The sequence below is a fragment of the Pseudomonas sputi genome (assembly GCF_021603585.1).
Classification (GTDB): domain Bacteria; phylum Pseudomonadota; class Gammaproteobacteria; order Pseudomonadales; family Pseudomonadaceae; genus Aquipseudomonas; species Aquipseudomonas sputi.
On the sequence record NZ_BQHI01000006.1, the window covers coordinates 26,709 to 49,910 of the forward strand.

The 23,202-nt window shown below is 63.4% G+C and carries 19 protein-coding genes and 2 pseudogenes; 14 read left to right on the top strand and 7 right to left on the bottom strand.

Annotated elements, in window-relative coordinates; all coding sequences use genetic code 11:
- Positions 1-6: 6 nt before the first annotated feature.
- Positions 7-954 (bottom strand): SphA family protein, encoded by a 948-nt coding sequence (locus L6D81_RS10520; protein ID WP_134022428.1) that lies wholly within the window; start codon positions 952-954, stop codon positions 7-9.
- Between the two features lie 212 nt (positions 955-1,166).
- Here L6D81_RS10520 and L6D81_RS10525 point away from each other — a divergent pair, with 212 nt between their 5' ends.
- From L6D81_RS10525 to L6D81_RS10575, 11 genes and pseudogenes are all read left to right on the top strand, one after another.
- Positions 1,167-2,201: an AraC family transcriptional regulator gene (locus L6D81_RS10525; protein ID WP_236178997.1), complete on the top strand. Its 1,035-nt coding sequence runs from the start codon at positions 1,167-1,169 to the stop codon at positions 2,199-2,201.
- A 56-nt stretch (positions 2,202-2,257) separates the two neighbouring features.
- Positions 2,258-3,145, top strand: a complete 888-nt coding sequence (locus L6D81_RS10530) for a Dyp-type peroxidase (protein WP_236178998.1) — start codon at positions 2,258-2,260, stop codon at positions 3,143-3,145.
- A gap of 9 nt (positions 3,146-3,154) precedes the next feature.
- The gene (locus tag L6D81_RS10535; RefSeq protein ID WP_236178999.1) at positions 3,155-4,123 is read left to right on the top strand and encodes a Gfo/Idh/MocA family protein; all 969 of its coding nucleotides are present in this window, start codon (positions 3,155-3,157) and stop codon (positions 4,121-4,123) included.
- 120 nt (positions 4,124-4,243) lie between these two features.
- Positions 4,244-4,438: pseudogene (locus L6D81_RS10540) on the top strand (HEAT repeat domain-containing protein); the annotation flags it as partial.
- 55 nt (positions 4,439-4,493) lie between these two features.
- Complete coding sequence (gene lexA, locus L6D81_RS10545; RefSeq protein ID WP_236179000.1) at positions 4,494-5,111, top strand: transcriptional repressor LexA; 618 nt, start codon at positions 4,494-4,496, stop codon at positions 5,109-5,111.
- On the top strand, positions 5,111-5,728 hold the full coding sequence (imuA, locus tag L6D81_RS10550) for a translesion DNA synthesis-associated protein ImuA (protein ID WP_236179001.1): 618 nt from the start codon (positions 5,111-5,113) through the stop codon (positions 5,726-5,728). The genes lexA and imuA overlap by 1 nt, the downstream gene beginning before the upstream one ends.
- Before the next feature lie 7 nt (positions 5,729-5,735).
- Positions 5,736-7,151: a Y-family DNA polymerase gene (locus L6D81_RS10555; protein WP_236179002.1), complete on the top strand. Its 1,416-nt coding sequence runs from the start codon at positions 5,736-5,738 to the stop codon at positions 7,149-7,151.
- Entirely contained in the window at positions 7,127-10,225 is a 3,099-nt protein-coding gene (locus L6D81_RS10560) for an error-prone DNA polymerase (RefSeq protein ID WP_236179003.1), read from the top strand. Before L6D81_RS10555 ends, L6D81_RS10560 begins: the two co-directional genes overlap by 25 nt.
- Positions 10,226-10,513: 288 nt before the next feature.
- Entirely contained in the window at positions 10,514-11,200 is a 687-nt protein-coding gene (locus L6D81_RS10565; RefSeq protein WP_162130490.1) for a CsgG/HfaB family protein, read from the top strand.
- A gap of 29 nt (positions 11,201-11,229) precedes the next feature.
- Positions 11,230-11,598, top strand: a complete 369-nt coding sequence (locus L6D81_RS10570; RefSeq protein WP_236179004.1) for a DUF4810 domain-containing protein — start codon at positions 11,230-11,232, stop codon at positions 11,596-11,598.
- Complete coding sequence (locus L6D81_RS10575) at positions 11,595-12,254, top strand: DUF799 domain-containing protein (protein WP_236179005.1); 660 nt, start codon at positions 11,595-11,597, stop codon at positions 12,252-12,254. The genes L6D81_RS10570 and L6D81_RS10575 overlap by 4 nt, the downstream gene beginning before the upstream one ends.
- Positions 12,255-12,533: 279 nt before the next feature.
- Here L6D81_RS10575 and L6D81_RS10580 read toward each other — a convergent pair.
- Positions 12,534-12,965: pseudogene (locus L6D81_RS10580) on the bottom strand (ATP-binding cassette domain-containing protein); the annotation flags it as partial.
- Between the two features lie 15 nt (positions 12,966-12,980).
- Here L6D81_RS10580 and L6D81_RS10585 point away from each other — a divergent pair.
- The 3 genes from L6D81_RS10585 (at position 12,981) to L6D81_RS10595 (ending at position 18,577) form a co-directional block, all read left to right on the top strand.
- A complete protein-coding gene (locus L6D81_RS10585; protein ID WP_236179006.1) occupies positions 12,981-13,670 on the top strand; it encodes a GntR family transcriptional regulator in 690 nt (229 codons plus the stop codon).
- Between the two features lie 132 nt (positions 13,671-13,802).
- On the top strand, positions 13,803-15,914 hold the full coding sequence (locus L6D81_RS10590; RefSeq protein WP_236179007.1) for a hybrid sensor histidine kinase/response regulator: 2,112 nt from the start codon (positions 13,803-13,805) through the stop codon (positions 15,912-15,914).
- A gap of 29 nt (positions 15,915-15,943) precedes the next feature.
- On the top strand, positions 15,944-18,577 hold the full coding sequence (locus tag L6D81_RS10595; protein WP_236179008.1) for an excinuclease ABC subunit UvrA: 2,634 nt from the start codon (positions 15,944-15,946) through the stop codon (positions 18,575-18,577).
- Between the two features lie 51 nt (positions 18,578-18,628).
- On the opposite strand, the gene L6D81_RS10600 is transcribed toward L6D81_RS10595, so the two are convergent.
- The 5 genes from L6D81_RS10600 to L6D81_RS10620 are packed head-to-tail and all read right to left on the bottom strand — an operon-like array spanning position 18,629 to position 23,200.
- The gene (locus L6D81_RS10600) at positions 18,629-20,572 is read right to left on the bottom strand and encodes a response regulator (protein ID WP_236179009.1); all 1,944 of its coding nucleotides are present in this window, start codon (positions 20,570-20,572) and stop codon (positions 18,629-18,631) included.
- Positions 20,562-21,437: a sensor histidine kinase gene (locus L6D81_RS10605; protein WP_236179010.1), complete on the bottom strand. Its 876-nt coding sequence runs from the start codon at positions 21,435-21,437 to the stop codon at positions 20,562-20,564. The genes L6D81_RS10600 and L6D81_RS10605 overlap by 11 nt, the downstream gene beginning before the upstream one ends.
- On the bottom strand, positions 21,430-22,440 hold the full coding sequence (locus L6D81_RS10610; RefSeq protein WP_236179646.1) for an ATP-binding protein: 1,011 nt from the start codon (positions 22,438-22,440) through the stop codon (positions 21,430-21,432). Before L6D81_RS10610 ends, L6D81_RS10605 begins: the two co-directional genes overlap by 8 nt.
- Positions 22,437-22,841: an anti-sigma regulatory factor gene (locus L6D81_RS10615; protein ID WP_039768856.1), complete on the bottom strand. Its 405-nt coding sequence runs from the start codon at positions 22,839-22,841 to the stop codon at positions 22,437-22,439. The genes L6D81_RS10610 and L6D81_RS10615 overlap by 4 nt, the downstream gene beginning before the upstream one ends.
- Positions 22,838-23,200: an STAS domain-containing protein gene (locus L6D81_RS10620; protein ID WP_236179011.1), complete on the bottom strand. Its 363-nt coding sequence runs from the start codon at positions 23,198-23,200 to the stop codon at positions 22,838-22,840. Before L6D81_RS10620 ends, L6D81_RS10615 begins: the two co-directional genes overlap by 4 nt.
- Positions 23,201-23,202: the final 2 nt, after the last annotated feature.

Sequence of the window (23,202 nt, forward strand, 5' to 3'; positions counted from 1 at the left end):
TTTTATTTAAAAAGCATACGGAATGCTCACCTTCGCCCACAACATTTCCCCCTCCGGCCGGTTCTCCACGTCGAATTCCTTGGCCCAGCGAATCTCGGCGCTGGCGTACTTGAGGAAGGTGAAGTGCAGCGCCGGGCCGATGGCGAACACCTTGCCGCGCACGCCGTCGTTCACGTCCTCGCCGGCGAATTGCACGGTGTGGCCGAACTGTTTGTCGTCGGTGGTCTGCTTGAGGTAGTAGCCGTTGATACCGAGCATCAGGTCGTCGGTGATCTTGTAGCTGGCCGAGTAATCGAAGTGGAAGATCTGCCCGGATTTGTAGTCGGTGTCCTTGTTTTTCTCGTTGAAGCTGTAGGTGGTTTTCATCGACACCTCGGTGCGCTCGGTCGGCAGCCAGGTGAACGAGAACAGCGGCTTGTAGGTGTAGAAATTGTTGCTGGTGTTGGCCAGTCGATCGACGCTGTATTCACCGGTGGGCACGGTGATTTCCACGGCGGCGCCGAGGGTCAGGTCCTTGCCCATGTCCCACAGGATGATCGGCGCGATGGTGGTATCGCCCATGCCTTCGCGGGTGTCGCTCAGGCCGAATACCGAGACTTCCTGCTTGAGCCACGGCTGGGCGATGTAGCCGGCCAGGCGCCCGCCGAAAATCCGCACCGGGCTCAGGTAATCGAGGCGCGGAATGACGGCGGTGGATTCGATCTCGACATTTGGCACCTTGCCGCCAAGCGAGCTGATGTTGAGCTTTCGCGACTTGTAGTGGTTGTAGTAGAGGTTGAAGGCGACCATGTTCTCCGGAAGGCTGTCGACTTCCAGCGGCAGCATGAAGAAGCCGTCGGTGCCGGGGCCGATGTTGTCGACGCCGGCTTCGGTGGCCAGCGCCGGCAGGGTCGCAGCGCAGCCGAGCAGGCTCAGCGCCAGTCGCACAGGGAATGTCGCGCGGTTCGGGGTCATGTCCGTCCTCATTATTATTGTGTTTTGGGCGCAACGCCGGCACGCAGGGTACTCGGCCACGATAGAAATAAGCCCTTGGCGCACAACAGGGCAGGGTATTGGCGGACACGGAAGGGGACTTCTGCGGACAGCCCGCGAACCCTGTGCTAACTTCCTTCGACATAACCGGTTACAAAAATAACAATTCAGCGTGATCCGGAATGTCAGCCTCCATGAACGTAAAAGTCCAAGACCCGACCTTCGAACTGGCGCTGGTGTCGCCGTTTCTCCTGCAAACCCTGGCCGAAGTCGCCGCCAACAAGGGCATCGAGCCGCAGAGCCTGTGCCGTGGCCTGGGTTTTGATGTCGAAGACCTGCAGGATCCGGCGCAGCGGATTTCCTATCGCCAGGCCGTGGCCATGATCCAGCGTGCGCTTAAAGTTTTGCCCAATCAGGGGCTGGGCCTGTGGGTCGGTGCGCAGAACGTGCTCGGGACTCTCGGTTTGCTGGGGCATGTGCTGTCGCTGTGCAAGACCCTGCGCGATGCGTTCGACATTGGCGTTCGGCATCAGCACACCTCCGGCGGGATCGTCGTTTCCAGTGTCGATGTGGTGGGCGATCAGGTGTATGTCGACGTTGAATGCCGGCTGCCGTTCGCCGAGGTGCAGGTGTTTGCGGTGGAAGAGTTTTTCGCCAGCCTGCTGGTCTATGGCCGGGCGCTGGTGGGCGAGACGTTCAAGCCGATTGCCGTGGAGTTCATGCACGCCGCGCCGGATTACATCGATGAATACCGGCGCTTGCTGGGGCCGGATGTACGTTTCGGCTGTCTGCACAATCGGATGCTGATCGATGTGCAGTGGCTGGATGTGAACCTGCCCAACCACCATTCGCTGGCGCTGCGTCAGGCGGTGAAGCTGCTGGAGCTGGAAGCGGCGCAGGTTCACCAGAAACTCGATCTGATCCAGGCCGTGGAGCGGGCGATTGCCCGAGACCTGAGTCGGGGCAGCCATATTGAAAAGATTGCTGGTGACCTGAACATGAGCAGCCGCACGCTGCGCCGACGCCTGACCGAGCACTCGCTGACGTTCGAGGCCTTGCTTGAGCAAGTGCGCCAGGCGCGCACGATGAGTCTGTTGGCCAATCCTGATATGCCGATCGAGCGGATTACCGAGGAAGTCGGCTACAGCGACGTGCGCAGTTTTCGCCGGGCGTTCAGGCGCTGGACGGGCAAAAGCCCGAGTGCGTGGCGCAGCGAGTGCGTCATCTGATCCCACACAAATCCTCCGGCTACAGTTAAACTCCGCGCTCTTTCCAAGGAGTCGACATGAGTTACTACCAGCCGGGCATTCTCGCCACCCCTGTTCCGCCGCAAGCTCGTCACCTGTTTTTCGCCCTCGAGTCGGTTGAAGCGCTGCCGCAGGCGATCAACAACCTGCTGAGCCTGGTGGACGGCAAGTTGGCGGTGGTCGGTTTCGGTGAGTCCCTGGCCAAGGCCCTGAATGTGCACATCGACGGCCTGCGCAGCTTTCCGGCGCTGACCGGCGTCGGCGTGGAAAACCCGTCGACCCAGCACGCCCTGTGGGTCTGGCTGCACGGCGTCGACCGTGGCGAGTTGCTCAACCGCAGCACCGCCCTTGAGGCCGCACTGGCTCCGGCGCTGCGTCTGGTGCAGATGCAGGAGGCCTTCCGCCACAAGGACGGCCATGACCTCACCGGTTATGAAGACGGCACCGAAAACCCCCATGACGAAGCCGCCATCGCCGCCGCACTGCAAAGTGAAGGCGCCGACGGCCTGGTCGGAGGCAGCTTCGCCGCGATCCAGCAGTGGCAGCACGACCTCAAGGGTTTCCATGCGCTGTCCGCCGAAGACAAGGACAACATCATGGGCCGTCGCCTGAGCGACAACGAAGAGATCGACGACGCCCCGGTGTCCGCTCACGTCAAGCGCACCGCCCAGGAAAGCTTCGCCCCGGAAGCCTTCGTCGTGCGCCGTTCGATGCCGTGGATCGAAGGCGACCGCGCCGGTCTGATGTTCCTCGCGTTCGGCTTCTCCCTCGATGCTTTCGAAGCACAACTGCGCCGTATGAGCGGTCTGGAAGACGGCATCACCGACGGTCTGTACCGCATCAGCCGGCCGATCACCGGCGGCTACTACTGGTGCCCGCCGCTGCAAAACGGCCACCTCGACCTGCGCGCACTGCGCATCGGCTGAGGCGCCAGCATGAACGTGGTGCGCTGGGGCATGATCGGTTGCGGCAGCGTCGCTGAACGCAAGAGCGGGCCGGCCTTCTACAAGGCGCCCGGTTCTGCGTTGGTCGCGGTGATGGGCCGACGCCTCGACGCCGTGACCGATTACGCCACTCGCCACGGCATCGCCCGGATGTACACCGACGTCGATGCCCTGATCAACGACCCCGAGGTGGACGCGGTGTACATCGCCACGCCACCCGACAGTCATCACGCCTACAGCCTTAAAGTCGCCGCCGCCGGCAAGCATTGCTGCGTGGAAAAACCCATGGCACTCAACGCCGGGCAAAGCCGTGAAATGCAGCAGGCGTTTGCCGATGCCGGTTTGCACCTGTTCGTCTCCTATTACCGCCGTTCGTTGCCGCGTTTCCAGCAGGTTCGGCAATGGCTGGAGCAGGGGCGAATCGGCGAGGTGCGGCATTTGAGCTGGACGCTGACCAAGGCACCATCGCCCAAGGATCTGGACGGCAGCGCAAACTGGCGTACCGATCCGGCAGTGGCCGGTGGCGGGTACTTCGCGGATCTGGCCAGCCATGGGTTCGACCTGTTTCAGTATCTGCTGGGCGATATCGTTGACGTCGCCGGCTTCACCGCACATCAGGCCGGGTTGTACGCGGCGGAGGATGCGGTCAGTGCCAGTTGGCGATTCGCCTCGGGCGCGCTGGGCATGGGCTGCTGGAGTTTTGTTGCGGATCGGCGCGAGGATCGGGTCGAGATCATCGGCAGTAAAGGGCGGATCGGGTTTTCGGTGTTCGACGAGCATCCGGTCGAGTTGCATGCCGATGACGACATCCGCCTGCAAATCCCCCATCACGACCACATCCAGTGGCACCACGTACTGGGCATGAACGCGCAGATTCGCGGTGAGTCGCAGCACCCGGCAGTCGCCGCCGAAGCCCTGAAGACCGATTGGGTGATGGATCAGATCCTCAAACGCCACTGATTCGCTGGTCGCACTCAATACCAATGTGGGAGCAACTGTCTTGACCCTGCCATTCGTCACCGCCATTCGGTACCGTCACGCAGCATGGCATTTAGTCTGATCAGTAGTATCCGCATGCAGGCGATGATCGAAGCCTTGGCCGACGACTACTGGCAGGTTCGCCTGCGCGCTACCCGCAGCCTCGGCCGTTTGCGTTACGTGCCGGCCCTCGACGCGCTGATCGACACCCTCGGCCACCGCATCAGCAACCTGGGCAAGGAAGCCGCGCTGGCCCTCGGCGAACTGAACGATCGCGGGGCGGTGGCCGCATTGCGGCGCCGGATTCAAGCTGACTGGCGGTGCTTGTCAGGAAAATCCCACAAGAGTACAAATGTACTCCATGACGACTCTGACTCCCCGCCGTACCGCCATCCTGACCTTCATCCGCGAACGCATCGCCGAACACGGTCAGCCCCCAAGCCTCGCTGAAATCAGCGAGGCTTTTGGTTTTGCCTCCCGCAGCGTGGCGCGCAAGCATGTGCTGGCGCTCACTGAAGCCGGGTTTATCGAGGTCAATCCGCATCAGGCCCGGGGCATTCGCCTGCTCGGGCAACCGGCGCGACCGGAACTGCTCGAAGTCCCGGTGCTCGGCCGGGTGGCCGCCGGTGCGCCCATCGGCGCCGATGCCGACCTGCACAATCGGCTGATGCTCGATCCCGCGTTGTTCTCCCGCACACCCGATTACATGCTGCGGGTGCAGGGCGATTCGATGATCGAGGACGGCATTCTCGACGGCGATCTGGTTGGCGTGCGGCGCAACCCCGAGGCGCTCAACGGCCAGATCGTGGTGGCGCGGCTCGACGGTGAAGTCACCATCAAACGCTTCGAGCGGGTCGGCGATGAGGTTCGCCTGTTGCCGCGCAACCCGGCGTATCAACCGATTGTGGTGCGGGACGATCAGGACCTGGCCATCGAAGGGGTGTTCTGCGGTCTGGTGAGGCAAGGTTGATGGGGGCCGTCGTTGCGCTGGATACGCTGTTCAATGGTGGCCAGGTCTGGAAGGGCCGGCCTGCGCCACCGACCGCCAGCCCGCAACCCACCGGGCACGCGGCGCTGGACGCGGCCTTGCCCAGTGGCGGCTGGCCTGATGCGGCGCTGAGCGAAATCCTCTTGGCCGGGCCCGGTGTCGGTGAGCTGCAACTGGTGTGGCCGACCCTGGCGCGGCTGTCGGCGGCGGGCGAGCGCATCGTGCTGGTGGCGCCGCCGTTTGTGCCGTATCCGCAGGCCTGGGCCAATGCCGGGGTCGATTTGCGTCAGTTGTCGGTGATCCAGGCCAGCGAACGCGATGCTTTGTGGGCGGCAGAACAATGCCTGCGTTCGGGCAGTTGCGGCGCGGTGCTGTGCTGGCCGCACAAGGCCGATGACCGTGCCTTGCGCCGTTTGCAGGTGGCGGCGGAAACCGGCCAGACCCTGGCATTCGCGTGGCGGCCATTGAGTGAAGCGGTCAACCCGTCGCCGGCCGCACTGCGCATTGCCATTGATGCACGACCTGCACAATTGCGCGTGCTCAAGTGCCGGGGCGGTCTGGCGCGCAGCGCACCGATTGCCTTCGCCGTGGGGCATTGAGGTCGCCATGCGCTGGGTTTGCATTCTGTTCCCGCAATTGGCCCTCGACGCCGTGCTGCGTCAGCGTCCCGATCCCGAGCAACCCTTGGCGCTGCTCAGCGGCCCGGCCCAGCGTCGGGTGCTGCAAGCGGTCAACCCGGCGGCTCGGGCCCTGGGCTTGCGGCCGGGGCAGTCGATGACCGCCGCGCAGGCCATGAGCAAAGGGTTCGCCACCGTCGATTACGACGCGGCCGAGGTCGAACACTGGCAGCAGTTTCTCGCCGCCTGGGCCTATCGCTTCAGCGCCCAGGTCAGCGTGCATTACCCGCGCACCGTGGTGTTCGAGATCGAATCGAGCCTCGGGCTGTTCGGTTCCTGGGCGCAGTTCGAGGCGCGATTGCGCACGGAACTGACGGAGCTGGGTTTTCGGCACCGCATCGTTGCCGCGCCCAATCCGGTGGCGGCGCGGGTGTTGGCCAATGCCTATGACGGACTGGTGGTGCCCGATGGCGATGCCTTGCGCCATCACCTCGGGCAATTGCCGGTCGAGCGCATCGGGCTTGAGCCGAGCGTGGCCACGGCGCTGACGCGCATGGGCCTGCGCAACCTTCATCAGGTGCAGAGCCTGCCGCGTCAGGCCCTGGCCCGGCGTTTCGAGGCGCCGATGCTCAAACATCTGGATACGCTGTTCGGCGCACGACCGCTGGCGTTGGCGTTCTATCTGCCGCCGGATCGCTTCGATGTGCGCATCGAACTCAATTTCGACGTGCAGTCCCATCAGGCGCTGCTGTTCCCATTGCGCCGCCTGACGTCCGATCTGGCGGCGTTTTTGTGCGGGCGCGACAGCGGCGTGCAGCGCTTCGATCTGCACCTGGAGCACGCCGGGCTGCCGGACACGCTGGTCAAGGTCGGCCTGCTCAGCGCCGAGCGCGATCCGGCGATGCTCTTTGAACTGGCCCGTGGCCGACTGGAGCAGGTGCAGGTCGAAGCCCCGGTGCGCGGTTTTCGTCTGCGCGCCGAGGATCTGCCAAGTTTCGTGCCGCAGTTTCAGGAACTGTTCGACGATCGCCCGCAGCAGACCTTGCCCTGGGAGCAATTGCGCGAACGTCTGCGCGCGCGGCTGGGGGATGACGCAGTGCAGGGCCTGCGCTTTCAGGCCGATCATCGCCCCGAGTGCGCGTGGCAGAACGCCGATGACAAACAGCGTTGCCCTGCATTGCCGGGTGTGCAGCGTCCGGGCTGGTTGTTGGGCGAGCCGCAGTCGGTGCCCGAAGGTTCGGCGCGCATCCTCATGGGCCCGGAACGCATCGAGTCCGGCTGGTGGGACGGTGACGATGTGCGCCGCGACTATTACCTGATCCAGAACCGCGCCGGCCAGCAAGGCTGGGCGTATCGGGCGGTGGGTGAGGGCGGTCCGTTGTGGCTGCAGGGCTGGTTCGCGTGAGCCAGGGTTATGCCGAGCTGCACTGCCTGTCGAACTTCAGTTTCCAGCGCGGGGCGTCCAGTGCGCTGGAGCTGTTCCAGCGGGCGAAGCAACACGGCTATCAGGCGCTGGCGATCACTGATGAATGCACCCTGGCCGGCATCGTCCGTGCCTGGCAAGCGGCAAAATCCGTGGAGCTTCCGCTGATTATCGGCAGCGAGATGCGCATCGAGAACGGCCCGAAACTGGTGTTGCTGGTGGAGAACATCGAGGGCTATCAGGCGCTGTGCGGCTTGATTACCCAGGCCAGACGGCGTACCCAGAAAGGCCAGTATCAAATATTGCGCGAGGATTTCGGCGAACCGTTGCCGGGATTGCTGGTGCTGTGGGTGCCGGATGCGGTCGATGAGGTGGAAGAGGGTCGCTGGCTGAAACAGACCTTCGGCGAACGGCTTTGGCTGGCGGTGCAGTTGCATCGCGGGCAGAACGATCAGCAACGGCTGGCCGCGCTGTTGAGTCTGGCGGATGAACTGCAGATTCCAGCCGTGGCCAGCGGTGATGTGCACATGCACGCCCGTGGCCGGCGGGCCTTGCAGGACACCATGACCGCGATCCGCCATCACGTTCCAGTGGCCGAAGCCGGGTTACGCCTGCACCCCAACGGCGAGCGGCATTTGCGCAGCCTTGATGTGTTGAGCGAGTTGTATCCGCAGGCCTTGCTGGACGAGTCGGTGAAACTGGCTCGCCGCTGCACCTTCGACCTGAGCGAGTTGCGCTATCAATACCCCAGAGAGCTGGTGCCTGAAGAGCACAGCGCCAGCTCCTGGCTGCGCCACCTGACCGAGCAAGGCATCGCCTGGCGCTGGCCGAAAGGCGCCCAGCCCAAGGTGCTCAAGCAGATCGACGATGAGCTGGAACTGATCGCCGAACTCGGCTACGAAAGCTACTTCCTCACCGTGCACGACGTGGTGCGCTTCGCCCGTGAGCAGAGAATTCTCTGTCAGGGTCGCGGTTCGGCGGCCAACTCGGCGGTGTGTTTTGCCCTGGGCATCACCGAGATCGACCCGGATCGCACCACGCTGCTGTTTGAGCGTTTCATGTCGAGGGAGCGCAACGAGCCGCCGGACATCGACGTGGATTTCGAGCACGAACGCCGGGAAGAAGTCCTGCAATACGTATTCCGGCGTTATGGCCGCCGTCGTGCGGCACTGACGGCGGTGGTCAGCACCTACCACGCGGCCGGCGCGATCCGCGACGTGGCCAAGGCGCTGGGCTTGCCGCCGGACCAGATCAATGCGCTGGCCGACTGCTGCGGCCACTGGAGCGATGACACGCCGCCCTTGGAGCGCTTGCGCGAAGGTGGTTTTGACCCCGAAAGTCCGCTGCTGCACCGGGTGCTGAGCCTGACCGGGCAACTGATCGGCTTCCCCCGGCACCTGTCGCAACACCCCGGTGGTTTCGTGATTTCCGAGCAACCGCTGGACACGCTGGTGCCGGTGGAGAACGCCGCCATGGCCGACCGCACCATCATCCAGTGGGACAAGGATGACCTCGACGCCGTCGGGCTGCTCAAGGTGGATATCCTCGCCCTGGGCATGCTCAGCGCGATCCGCCGCTGTTTCGACCTGCTGCGCCGTCATCGTCATCAGGACTTGAGCCTGGCCACGATCCCGCCTGAGGATCGTCCGACCTACGACATGATCAGCCGCGCCGATACCATCGGCGTGTTCCAGATCGAATCCCGGGCGCAGATGTCGATGCTGCCGCGCCTGCGCCCGCAAACCTTCTATGACCTGGTGATCGAGGTGGCCATCGTCCGGCCGGGGCCGATCCAGGGCGGCATGGTCCATCCGTACCTGCGCCGCCGGAACAAGGAAGAAGAGGAAACTTATCCGTCCCCGGAGCTGGAAGTGGTGCTCAAGCGCACCCTCGGCGTGCCGCTGTTTCAGGAACAGGTGATGCAGATCGCCATCGTCGCGGCCGACTACAGTCCCGGCGAGGCCGATCAATTGCGCCGCTCCATGGCCGCGTGGAAACGCCACGGCGGGCTGGAGCCGCACAAGGAACGATTGGCCGCCGGCATGAAGAAAAATGGCTACTCCCCGGAATTCGCCGCGCAGATCTTCGAGCAGATCAAGGGCTTCGGCAGTTACGGTTTCCCTGAATCCCACGCCGCCAGTTTTGCCTTGCTGACCTATGCCAGTTGCTGGCTCAAGTGCCACGAACCGGCGGCGTTCGCCTGCGCGCTGATCAACAGTTGGCCGATGGGGTTCTACAGTCCGGATCAGATTCTTCAGGACGCGCGCCGGCATCATTTACAGATCCGCCCGGTGGATGTACGCGCCAGTGACTGGGATTGCAGCCTGGAACCGGTCACCGGCGAGCAACCGGCCATCCGCATGGGCCTGCGAATGATCAAGGGGTTTCGCGAGGAGGATGCCCGCAGCATTGAAAGCGCTCGGGCGAGGGGCGCGTTTGCCGATGTCGCCGATCTGGGCGAGCGGGCCGGGCTCGACAGTCGCGCCCAGGCGCTGCTGGCCGATGCCGGGGCACTGCGCGGCCTGGCCGGTCATCGTCATCGGGCACGCTGGGAAGTGGCCGGGGTGCAGAAACAGCTCGGGTTGTTTGCCGGGTTGCCGAGTCAGGAAGAGCCGGATGTGCTGCTGCCGACGCCGAGTGTCAGCGAAGACCTGTTCACCGATTACGCCACTCTCGGTACCACGCTGGGGCCGCACCCGCTGACGTTGTTGCGCGATGAGTTGCGGGCGCGGCGCTGTCGCAGTTCCCGGGAGTTGCTGGACGTCGAGCATGGCCGGCCGGTCAGCGTGGCGGGGCTGGTGACCGGGCGCCAGCGACCGGGCACTGCCAGCGGTGTGACCTTCGTGACCCTGGAAGACGAGTTCGGCAACGTCAACGTGGTGGTCTGGCGCGACCTGGCCGAGCGCCAGCGTCAGGTGCTGGTTGGCTCGCAATTGCTCAACGTCGATGGCCGCTGGGAGCGTGAAGGCGAGGTGCGGCATCTGATCGCCGGACGCTTGAGTGACCTCAGCCCGCTGCTCAACGGGATTCGGGTGCAAAGCCGCGATTTCCACTGACAACCCGAACTGATCGTTCCCACGTCGAGGTGTCGAACCGTCCGCGTGGGAATGCCGCCATGGACGCGCGCGTCCACTGTGACGCAGAGCGTCACGGGATGTATTCCCACGCAGAGCGTGGGAACGATCGGTACTGAGGACTGCTGGCTGATTAATGAGCCAATTTGCTGGCGTCAAAAAAACCTGTCCTCAATGGTGGCACTTTGGCATAATGCCGCCCCTTTCCCGATCCCCCACGATTTTGCCGTGCCGGGACACATCATTTTTCAGAAGGAATGCACAGTGAGAATGATCTCCCGGATGTTGGTCTCGGGCGTTGCAATTGCCGTCCTCGGCACCCTGGCCGGTTCGCTTTCCGGTTGCGCCACCGAGAGCTCCCGCGCACTGCCGGTGGCCAAGGTGGAAAGCGCCTCCCAGGCCTGGTCCGGTGTGCGTATCCCGATGGCCGTGGGCAAGTTCGACAACCGTTCGAGCTACATGCGCGGGATCTTCTCCGACGGCGTCGACCGTCTCGGCGGTCAGGCCAAGACCATCCTGATCACTCACTTGCAGCAGACCAACCGTTTCTCGGTGCTCGACCGCGACAACATGGGCGAGATCCAGCAGGAAGCGGCGATCAAGGGCCAGGCCCAGCGTCTGAAAGGCGCCGATTACGTGGTCACGGGTGACGTTACCGAATTCGGCCGCAAAGAGACCGGTGATCATCAACTGTTCGGCATTCTCGGCCGTGGCAAGACTCAGGTCGCCTACGCCAAGGTCAACCTGAACATCGTCAACATCAGCACCTCCGAAGTGGTGTATTCGACCCAGGGCGCCGGCGAGTACGCCTTGTCCAACCGCGAAATCATCGGCTTCGGCGGCACCGCTGCCTACGACTCCACCCTCAACGGCAAAGTCCTCGATCTGGCCATGCGCGAGGCGATCAATCGCCTGGTTGATGGCATGAACGCCGGCGCCTGGAAACCGGGCAACTGATAGACGCCCATCGCAAGGAGCAACACACCATGAATCTGTCCCTGTCCCGGTCGCTGATGGCCCTGACCCTGGCCGCCAGCGCTTTGCTGGCCGGTTGCAGCAGCCCGCAAACCCTGTACCAGTGGGAAGGCTACCAGCCGCAAGTCTACGAATACTTCAAAAGCGAAACGCCGAAAGAGGCTCAGGCCGAAGCGCTGGAAGCCGATCTGCAAAAGATCCGTGCCAGTGGCAAGCCGGTACCGCCGGGTTACCACGCCCACCTCGGTCTGCTGTACCTGAGCATGGGCAAGGACGATCAGATGGTGCAGCAATTGCGCACCGAAAAGACCCTGTTCCCCGAGTCCGGCACGTACATGGATTTTCTGCTTAAGAACGCCAAGAGCGGAGACGCCCAATGATCTCGCGTGCCTTGAAACTGTTGGCTGCGGGCCTGGCACTGACCGTTCTGGGTGGCTGTGTTGCACCGAAAACCGTGGACTACTCGGCGTACAAACAAGCACGGCCGAAATCCATTCTGGTGCTGCCGCCGCTGAACACCTCGCCGGACGTCAAGGCGTCCTACAGCCTGTTGTCGCAAGTGACGTTCCCGCTGGCCGAAGCCGGTTACTACGTGCTGCCGATCACGCTGGTCGACGAGACGTTCCGCCAGAACGGCCTGACCACACCGGATGACATCCATGCGGTGCCGGCCAACAAACTGCAGGAAATCTTCGGTGCCGATGCGGCGTTGTACATCACGGTCAGCGAGTACGGCACGCGCTACATCGTGATCAGCAGCGAAACGGCCGTCACCGCCAGCGCCAAGCTTGTGGACCTGAAAACCGGCGTCACCCTGTGGACCGGCGCGGCCCGGGCGTCGAGCGAAGAGGGCGGCAACAACAGCGGTGGCGGCCTGATCGGCGCGCTGATCACCGCGGCGGTGAAGCAGATCATCAACAGCTCCACCGATGCCGGCTACCCGATTGCCGGTGTGGCCAGCAATCGACTGCTGTCGGCCGGTCATCCGGCGGGCCTGCTGTACGGGCCACGGTCGCCGAAGTACGGCACCGACTGAGATCCAGGCTCCTGATCATTCTCACGCCGAGCGCGAGAAGGGGCGGATCTGCCGACAGGGCATTGAAGAAGCTGAACGGCGTGGCATTGACCCGGCCTTCGCCGTCCAGGGGGGTGACCCGTGCAATCGGGCGCGGCACCACGCTGTCGATCAAAACCTTCCTGGAAAAACAGCTGCACGTAGCTCTGCCAGTTGCCATTGGGCCTGCCAGTCGACGCCGCCGCAGGCGTTGCGCGGAAGCAGGCTGATGTAGCCCATGATGCCCAGCGCAATGGCGATCAGAGCAAGCAAGGTCAACACCACCGCCAGGGCCCGGGCCAGCGCCACGCGTTGCTGCTGGCCACCGGACCATTGCGCCGGTTTGCACCCGGCCAGGTACTCCATTTGCACCCGTGCGAGCATCTCAGCGACCCGTGCGGGCAGGGTCTTGCGATCAAGACCCTGCATCTCGAAGCCGAAGGCGATATTCTGCGCAACATTCACAGGTGCGCAAACAAACAGCGCGTAACTCTGGAACACCGTATGGCCCCGACGCTTGAACGGCGGCAGGTGATTGACCGTTTCGCCCGCCAGACGGATCTCGCCGTCGCTGACATGTTCGAAACCGGCGATGGTGCGCAGCAGGGGGGGCTTGCCGCAGCCCGAGGGGCCGAGCAGGGTGAACAACTCATTTTCCTGGTTGACGCTTTCGCCAGGGACCGTTGCCAGCATTGAATGAGCTTTCAAATGACCGAGAAAAAAACGGAAACCACTGTCGACCGCGTCTACCAAGGGGTTTACGAGGCGATCAGCAAGCGCTCGCTGCGTCCGGGGATGAAGCTGGGTGAGGCGTCGCTGGCGGAACTGTTCAATGTCAGCCGCACGTCGGTTCATGCCGCGCTCAAACAATTGGAGGCTGAGGGACTGGTCACCACCGAGCCCAATAAAGGTGCGTCGGTGTCGCTGCCCAGTGATGAAGAGATCCGTTCGCTGTTCGAAACCCGGCGCCTGATCGAGATCGGCATCGTCACCGAACTGTGCCGGCGCAAGGACTCTGCCACGATGCAGGATTTGCGTGACCACCTGCTGCTGGAAGACGAAGCCCACGAAGCGGGCGATCACGAGCGACTGATTCACCTACTCGGCGAGTTCCACATCAAACTGGCCCGCAGCCTGAACAATCCTGTACTGCTCGACTGGTTTCAGAAGCTGATATCCCGCGCCTCGCTGTACGCCGCGGCGCTGGACGATGACAGCCATGAGGCCTGCCGTGATGACGAGCACCTGCGTCTGATCGAGTACATTGAAGCCGGCAACCAGAGCGCGGCGATCGAGCTGACCTGCATGCACCTGGACGGTATCCAGAAGGCGATTCTTGACGTCGCTTCGAAGATGAAGACCGGCTACCATCCGCTCAAACACCTGATCGACGTCTGAACATCGAGCGCAGGTGAAATCGGCTATACCTCTAATGAAACCATCGCTGCCCGGCACGCTCGAAACAGACGGGCGCGGCGTTTGAACGCGCAGCGATAGAACCGGATCCACCACAAGGCGTTGAAGCAGCCAATGCAGTTTTTAACCGAGAGCCATGGGTGTGACGGCTGGCAAGGCGAGATGGCCGGGCGCATCCGAGCATTCGACTGGAGCGGGACGGATCTGGGCCCTCTCGAAACCTGGCCGGCCAGCCTGTGCAGCACGGTCCAGCTGATGCTGGCCTCGCCGTTGCCGATGGTCATGCTCTGGGGCCGTGCCGGTTACATGATCTACAACGACGCTTATTCCCGATTCGCTGGCGGACGACATCCTTACCTGCTCGGATCGCCGGTGGAACTGGGTTGGCCGGAGGTCGCCGATTTCAACCGGCATGTGGTGGACACCTGCCTGGCGGGTGGCACCCTGGAGTATCGCAACAAAGTTCTGGTGCTGCTGCGCGACGGGGTGCCGGAGGACGTCTGGCTCGACCTTTATTACAGCCCGGTGGCCAACGATGCCGGCGTGCCTTCGGGCGTCATGGCGATGGTGGTGGAAACCACTGAGCTGGTGTTGTCCGAGCGTCTGCGCCAGGCCGCTGAAGATGCCTATCGCGCCGATAATGAGCGGGTGCGACTGGCACTGAATGCCGGCGCATTGATCGGCTCCTTTGTCTGGGACGTCAGAAACAATGTGCTGTCGGCCGACGAGCGTTTTGCCCGGACATTTTCCTACCCGCCGGATCAAGACCTGACCAACCTGCCGCAACATATCGCCGAAGCGCACATTCATCCTGACGATCGCAATTGGGTACAGGAGTGCGTGGAGAATTCGGTGCGTACCGGCGAGCCCTACAACGCCGAGTACCGGGTGGTGCGTGCCGATGGCAGTTGTCTGTGGGTGCTCGCCAGCGGCGCTTGTGAATTCGACGAGCAGGGCCGGCCGTTCCGTTTTCCCGGTGTGCTGATCGATATTCACGAGCGCAAGATTGCCGAAGAATCCCTGCTCAAGTTCACCCGCAACCTCGAGCAGCGTGTGGCAGATGAAGTCGAAGCGCGCCTCGCCGCCGAAGAGCAATTGCGCCAGTCGCAGAAACTCGAATCCATCGGCGGCCTCACCGGCGGCGTGGCTCACGACTTCAACAACCTGCTGCAAGTAATCGCTGGCAACCTGCACCTGTTGGCGCGGCATGAACCGGACAATGCCAACGTCCAGCGTCGGGTCGGCGCCTCGCTGGCGGCGGTGGAGCGCGGCGCCAAGCTGTCTTCGCAACTGCTCGCGTTTGCCCGGCGTCAGCCGCTGTCGCCGGCGGTGTGCAATCCCCGGCAGATCTTCGAAGGTGTCGGCGAGTTGCTGCAACGGGCGCTGGGCGAAACCATCCAGATCGACGTGCAACTGCCGGATGAACCGTGGCACATCAACGTCGACCGCAATCAACTGGAAAACGCCATTCTCAATCTGGCGATCAATGCCCGGGACGCCATGAAGGGCGAGGGCACGATTGTGCTCGGCGCCTCCAATCTCTCACTGGACCGGACGTTCTGTTCGGGCAAAGGCATCGTGCCGGGGGATTTCGTGCGGGTCTCGGTCAGTGACAGCGGCGTGGGCATTGCCCCCCACATACTCGAGCAAGTGTTCGAACCGTTCTTTACCACCAAGGCCGACGGCCAGGGCACCGGTCTCGGCTTGAGTATGGTGTTCGGTTTCGTCAAACAGAGCGGCGGGCATGTGGAGATCGACAGTCAGGTGGGCCAGGGCACGCGAGTGCAGTTGTACTTCCCGCGCAGCCTGCGACCGATGGGTGAAGCAGCACCCAGTGTGGAAGAACACCTCACGGGCGGTCACGAAACGATCCTGGTGGTCGAGGACAACGAAGCGGTGCGCACCTCGGCAGTCGAGCTGTTGCGCGAAGAAGGCTACCGCGTGCTGATCGCCGGCAATGGCGACGCGGCCATGCAGATGTTGATGGAGGGCGCCCGGGTCGACCTGATCTTCACTGACGTGGTCATGCCCGGTCTTATCAAGAGCTCCGATCTGGCGGCGTGGGCCAAGGTGCAAATGCCGCCGGTGGCGGTGCTGTTTACCTCGGGGCACACCCGCGACATCATCTCGCGCAACCACCAGCTCAGCCCTGACACCCATTTGCTCGGCAAGCCTTACGGTCCCGAAGCATTGCTGCAGATGATCCGTTCCGTGCTTAGTACCTGAGCCCCAAATCCCCTGACCAAGGCTGGCCGATGACTTCCAAGCGCAGCTCCAGTTCCGCCGCCGGCATGGTTCGCGTGCGCGGCGCCCGTGAACACAATCTGAAGAACGTTGATGTCGATATCCCCCGTGACGCGCTGGTGGTGTTCACCGGGGTGTCGGGGTCGGGCAAGTCGTCGCTGGCGTTTTCAACGCTGTATGCCGAGGCCCAGCGGCGCTATTTCGAATCGGTGGCGCCTTATGCGCGGCGGCTGATCGATCAGGTCGGGGTGCCGGACGTCGATTCCATCGAAGGCCTGCCGCCGGCCGTGGCCCTGCAGCAACAGCGCGGCACGCCGAGCACGCGCTCGTCGGTGGGCAGCGTGACCACGCTGTCGAGCCTGATCCGCATGCTGTACTCGCGCGCCGGCAGCTATCCGCCGGGTCAGCCGATGCTGTATGCCGAGGATTTTTCACCGAACACGCCGCAAGGCGCGTGCCCGCAATGCCATGGACTGGGCCGGGTCTACGAGGTCACCGAGGCGTTGATGGTGCCGGATCCGAATCTGACCATCCGCCAGCGCGCCGTGGCCTCCTGGCCGCTGGCCTGGCAGGGGCAGAACCTGCGCGACATCCTGGTGACCATGGGCATTGACGTCGATATCCCGTGGCGCAAGCTGCCGAAAAAGCAGCGCGACTGGATCTTGTTCACCGAGGAAACGCCGACGGTGCCGGTGTACGCCGGGCTGACGCCGGAAGAGACCCGCGTCGCCCTCAAGCGCAACATGGAACCGAGTTATCAAGGCACCTTCACTGGCGCCCGGCGCTACATCCTGCACACCTTCACCCATTCGCAAAGTGCGCTGATGAAGAAGCGCGTTTCGCAATTCATGATCGGCAGCCTGTGCCCGTTGTGCGATGGCAAGCGCCTCAAGCGCGAGGCGCTGTCGGTGACGTTTGCCGGGCATGACATCGGCGAGTTGTCGCGGATGCCGCTGCTGCAAGTCGCCGAAGTCTTGAAACCGGTGGCGGACGCGAGTTGGCTGGAACACGCCGATGAAAGCGGTGAAACCCTGACCCACAGCCAGACCCGCGAGGCCCGCCAGCAGCGCGTGGCCCACGGCGCCAGCGGCCACGCCAACGCGCCGGACGTGCGCCATACGCCGAACCTGTCGCTGGAAAAGCGCCTGGCCGCCCAGCGCATTGCCGAGGACTTGCTGGAGCGGGTCAGCACCCTGACTGATCTCGGCCTCGGTTATCTGGCCCTGGAGCGCAGCACGCCGACCCTGTCGTCCGGCGAATTGCAACGCCTGCGACTGGCCACTCAATTGGGCTCGCAATTGTTCGGCGTGATCTACGTGCTCGACGAGCCCTCCGCCGGCCTGCACCCGGCTGACGGCGAGGCGCTGTTCGAGGCCTTGCAGCGTCTGAAAGCCGACGGCAACAGCGTGTTTGTGGTCGAGCACGATCTGGACACCATGCGCCGCGCCGACTGGCTGATCGACGTCGGCCCGGCGGCCGGTGAAAAGGGCGGGCAGATTCTTTACAGCGGTCCGCCGTCGGGGCTGGCGGCGATCGAACACTCCCAGACCCGCGCCTATCTGTTCGCCGAACAGCAACGCTCCACACGCGCCGCGCGCAAACCGTCGGGGTGGCTGAAGCTCGACGGCGTCACCCGCAACAATCTGAATAACCTCAGCGCCGAATTTCCACTGGGCTGTTTCACCTCGGTCACCGGCGTCTCCGGTTCAGGCAAATCCAGTCTGGTCAGCCAGGCGCTGCTGGAACTGGTCGGCGCGCAGCTCGGGCGCAGCGTCAGTGACGCCGAGCCGGAAGAGCTCAATCTGGAAGACGATACCCCGTCTGCCAGCACCGGCCAGGTCAGCGCCGGGCTGGAGTCGATCAAGCGTCTGGTGCAGGTCGATCAGAAACCGATTGGCCGCACGCCGCGTTCGAATCTGGCGACCTACACCGGGCTGTTCGACAACGTGCGCAAGCTGTTTGCCGCCACCGTCGAGGCGAAAGCGGCGGGTTACGACGCCGGGCAGTTTTCCTTCAACGTCGCCAAGGGTCGCTGCCCGACCTGCGAAGGCGAGGGGTTTGTCAGTGTCGAATTGCTGTTCATGCCCAGCGTTTATGCGCCGTGCCCGACTTGCCACGGTGCGCGTTACAACCCCGAGACCCTGGCCATCCTCTGGCAGGGCTTGAGCATCGCGCAGGTGCTGCAACTGACGGTGGACGAAGCGGTGACGGTGTTTGCCGAGCAACCGGCGATCCGCCGTTCGCTGGAGGTATTGCGCGACATCGGCCTCGGTTATCTGCGCCTCGGGCAACCGGCGACCGAGTTGTCCGGCGGCGAAGCCCAGCGGATCAAACTGGCCACCGAACTGCAACGCAACCAGCGTGGCGCGACGTTGTATGTGCTCGACGAGCCCACCACCGGGTTGCATCCGCGAGACGTCGACCGCTTATTGGAGCAACTGGACAATCTGGTGAGCGCAGGGCACACGGTGATCGTGGTCGAGCATGAAATGCGCGTGGTGGCGCAGAGCGACTGGGTGATCGACATCGGTCCGGGTGCGGGGGATGAGGGCGGCAGGATCGTCGTGGTCGGGACGCCGCAGAAAGTGGCGGCGAGCAAAAAGAGCCGGACTGCGCCGTTTCTAGCCCGTGCCTTGAACCGATAACGGCGTCGCCTGGGCGGGCCTCATCGCGGGCAAGCCCGCGATGGCGGTGTATCAGGCGCCGTCGAGCGTGCGACGGACTTTGTCGAGTAGTTCGCGGATCTGGAACGGCTTGACCAGCATCTCCATGCCGGCCCCGAGGAACACCTGCCGGTTGATCGCGGTTTCCGCGTAACCGGTCATGAACAGGATCGGCAGCGCTTCGCGCCAGCCCCGCGCAACGTCCGCCAGTTCACGGCCGGTCATGCGTGGCAGGCCGACGTCGGTCAGCAGCAGGTCGATCGACGAGTCGTTCTGCAAACGCTCCAGCGCCGTTTCGATATCGGCGGCCTGGGTGCAGCGGTAACCGGCGTCTTCCAGCACTTCGGTGACGAACAGGCGCACCGCCGGCATGTCTTCGACGATCAACACATGTTCGCCCGAGCCTTGCGGATCAATGGTCACCGGGGCCACATCGACAGCGGTCGGATCGCTGGTGGCCGGCAGCATGATCGTCACTTCGGTGCCGCGTCGCGCCACGCTGCGGATGTGCGCATCGCCACCGGATTGACGGGCGAAACCGTAGATCGTCGACAGCCCCAGCCCGGTGCCCTGGCCCAGCGGTTTGGTGGTGAAAAACGGCTCGAACACCTTATCGATGACGCTGTGCTCGATGCCGGTACCGTCATCGCGCACCGATAGCGCCACATAGGAACCATCGGCGAGGTTCGGGTCGCCGTGGGAATACGCCGCGTACGTGCTGACCCAGATATTGCCGCCCCGTGGCAATGCGTCCCGGGCATTGATCACCAGGTTGAGCACTGCGCTTTCCAGCTGGATCGGATCGACCAGCGCGATGGCCGGTTTGGTGGTCATCTCGAGCTTGAGGGCGATGCGTTCGCCGATGGTGCGCACCAGCAATTCTTCGAGCGAGCGCACATGCTTGTTGATGTCTACCGGACGGGTGTCGAGCGGTTGCTGACGGGCAAAAGCGAGCAGGCGATGGGTGAGCGAGGCCGCGCTCATCGCCGAGTTCAGCGCCGCTTCGGCGTAGAACTGGACCTTGTCCGGGCGGGCATCGGCCATGCGTTTCTGGATCAGTTCGAGGCTGGTGATGATCCCGGTCAGCAGGTTGTTGAAGTCATGGGCGATGCCGCCGGTGAGTTTGCCCAGCGCATCCATTTTCTGCACTTGCAGCAGTTGCGATTCGGCACGCACCCGGTCGGCGACTTCCTTGGCCAGTTGCGTGGTGGTGTCGTCCAGCCGCGCCAGGTGCGAGCGTTCGCGTTGACGGTGTTCGGTGACGTCTTCGACGAACACCAGGCTCAGCTTCGGGGTGCGGTAGGGTGAAATCTGCCACTCGGTTTCGCGGATTTCGCCCTGCACGCGCATGTTCAGCGTGCCTTTCCAGCGCTCGCCATCCACCAGGCGCAGGCGCAATTCCTGAAGAATCGCACCTTGGTCGTCAGCGAAACACGCGCTGAGGGTCTGGGCGTCGCGGTTGTCCTGGATCAGTTGGGAGAAGGCGTGATTGCATTCGTGGACCTTGAGGTCGGCGTCGAGTACCGCGATGGGCGCCGAGACATTGACGAAGATCTCGCGAAAGCGCGCCTCGCTTTCACGCAAGGCGTTTTCCGTGTCGCGCACCCGCAGCAGGGTGCGCAGCGTGGCCAGCAATACGTCCGGGTCCACCGGGTGAATCAGGTAGGCATCGGCACCGGCATCAAGTCCGGTGATGATGTCGCCGGTCTGGATCGACGCAGCCGACACGTGGATCACCGGGAGCAGGGCGGTGCGGGAGTCGGCGCGCAGTTCGCGAACGATGTCGAAGCCGCTCATGTCCGGCAGATTGACGTCGAGAATCAACGCGTCGAGCTTCTCACTGGCGATCAATGCCAGGCCTTCGCCACCGGTACCGGCCTCTAACACCTCATAGCCGTGGCGTTCCAGCCGCCGGCGCAAGGCGTAACGGGTGGCGACGTTGTCGTCGACAATCAACAGACGGATGTCATGTTTCATCGACACTCTCCTGGGCGATCGCCAATGGAATGATCACGAAAAAGCACGAACCCACGCTCGGGGTACTCTGGACGCCGACCTCGCCACCGAGCAGTTCGGCGAAGCGTTTGCACAGGGACAATCCAAGCCCGGTGCCGCGCAGGCGTTTTTGCAAAGGAGAGTCAACCTGTGAAAAGTCCTCGAACAACGTGCCGTGCAGTTCGGGGGCGATGCCGATGCCGGTGTCGCTGACGGCGAACCGCACCTTGTCCTCACCTTCAAGGCGCGCCGAGATCCGGACTTCGCCACGGGTGGTGAATTTCAGCGAGTTGGAAATGAAGTTGCGCAGGATCTGCGCCAGCTTCTTGTCGTCGGTGTAGAGACGCGGCAGGCCCACCGGTTCTTCGAAAATCAAGTCCACCGCCGTGGCGTCGACAATCGGCCGGAACATCCCGCGCAGCGCCGCAAACAGGTCGAACATGTCGAACCACGCCGCAGAAATGCTGATGCGCCCGGCCTCGATCTTCGCCAGGTCGAGCAGGTCATCGACCATGTCGCTGAGCTCCCGGGCGGCGCTGCTGACGAAGGCCACCTGCTTGTGCTGCTCGGGGCTCAGCGGGCCGTCGAGTTCGTCGGCCAATAGGCTGTTGATGCTCAGGATCGAGCCCAGCGGTGTGCGGAATTCGTGGCTCATGTACGACAGGAAACGGCTTTTCAGGTCGGATGCCTGACGCAGTTGTTCGGCCTGGGTGTCGAGTTCGGCGTACAGCGCCAGCACGCCCTGATTGGTTTCGTCGAGCTCTTCGCGCAGTGCCGCGGTTTCGCTTTGCAACTGGGCGATCAGCGCTGCCTGCTCGGTGCTGTTCAAGATTGGGGACTCAGCCATGGGCGGCCTCCAGGGCAACCACCAGCACGGTGACATCGTCGCGGCCGCGACAGAAGTCACGGTGCAGGACGGTGGCTATCACGGCGGGATGGCGATGCACCAGACCGGGGTAGTCTTGAAGGTTCCAACGGGACTGCAAGCCATCGCTGTACATGATCAATAGATGTCCGTTCACGTGAGCATAGTCAAAGGGCTGGGCTTTTCTGTATTGGCCACCGACGATGCCCGGATGCGAGGCCAGTCCGCGCGACTTGTCGGAAGCGATCAGGCTGGCACCGATGTTGCCGACACCGGTGAACGACAGACTGGCACGGCCGGCGTGAAACTGCGCGAATGCCACTGCGCCGCCCCGGCTCCCGATCATCTCGCGGTGCATGTCTTCCATCAGCAGCGTCGGCGCACCGAACGGATTCAGCGCGAAGGCCTTTTCTCCGCCGCGAGCCGCACGCTCAGCGTCCTCGCCATGGCCCAGTCCGTCGACTATCAGAGCGCTGACATCGGCGCCATGCGTCGCCAGATGCCAGACATCGCCGCAGGCCGGATCGTTGTGCAGCGAGTGCTGGCTGACACCATAGGGCATATCCATTTGCCGGTCGCTGCGCGGGTATAAACGAGCCAGCAGAACCGCGCCACGATGGTCGGCAAAAACATCAAAGACATCGGCCTGGCGTGCCACGGCGCCCAGGCCGATGCCCTGAGTACCGCCGGTGGAAAAGCCATCGGCCATGCACGCATCCAGATCAAAGCCCTGGGCACGGTCGACCGCAATCAGCTCGATGCCGGCATCGCCCTGACGGGGCAACAGGCGCAGGTGAAGTTCGCCGTGGCCGGCATGTTTGAGCACATTGCTCGCCAGTTCCGTGGCCACCAGCGCCACACGGCCGGCATCGCTTTCGCCAAAACCGTGCTGCTCGGCCAGACGCTGGGCTGTACGCCGGGCATGGCCGATCTGGCTGCTGTCCTCGATCACCAACACCTGGGTCAATGTCCCGCTGATGTTCATGTCCATCGGGTGATCGTTATGCGAGTGCCTTTGCCGGGCTCGGTGTCCAGTTCGAATTCGTCCACCAGGCGCTTGGCCCCGGTCAGGCCCAGGCCCAGACCGCTGCCGGAGGTCCAGCCGTCGGTCATCGCCAGTTTGATGTCGGGAATACCCGGGCCTTCATCGCGAAAAGTCAGGCGCAGGCCGACCTTGTGGTTGTCATCGAGGATCTGCCAGTCCATGTCACCGCCACCGCCATACACCATGGTGTTGCGCGCCAGCTCGCTGACGGCGGTCACCAGTTTGGTCAGGTCGATCAGGCGCATGCCGCATTCGGTGGCCAGTTTGCGCGCCTGTTGCCGGGCGAGCACCACGTCCTGCTCGATATTGATCGGTTGGGTACCGCTGCTGCGCACGGTCATTGCTGGCGTACTCGTTCCTGCAGCAGTTTCATGCCGCGCTCGACGTTCAGCGCGGTGCTGACGCCTGGCAGGTACAGACCGAGCTCCACCAGGGTAATGGCAACCGCCGGCTGCATGCCGACGAGCATGGTTTCGGCATCCATGATTTTCGACAGGCCGGAAATGGTGCCGATCATCCGGCCAATGAACGAATCGACCATGTCCAGCGCCGAGATGTCGATCAGCACCCCGCGCGCGGAGGTCTTGCTGATGCGCTCGGACAGGTCGTCCTGCAAGGCAAGGGCGAGTTGGTCGTGCATGTCGACCTGGATGGTCACCAGCAGGTACTCACCCATCTGAAGAATCGGGATACGTTCCATTG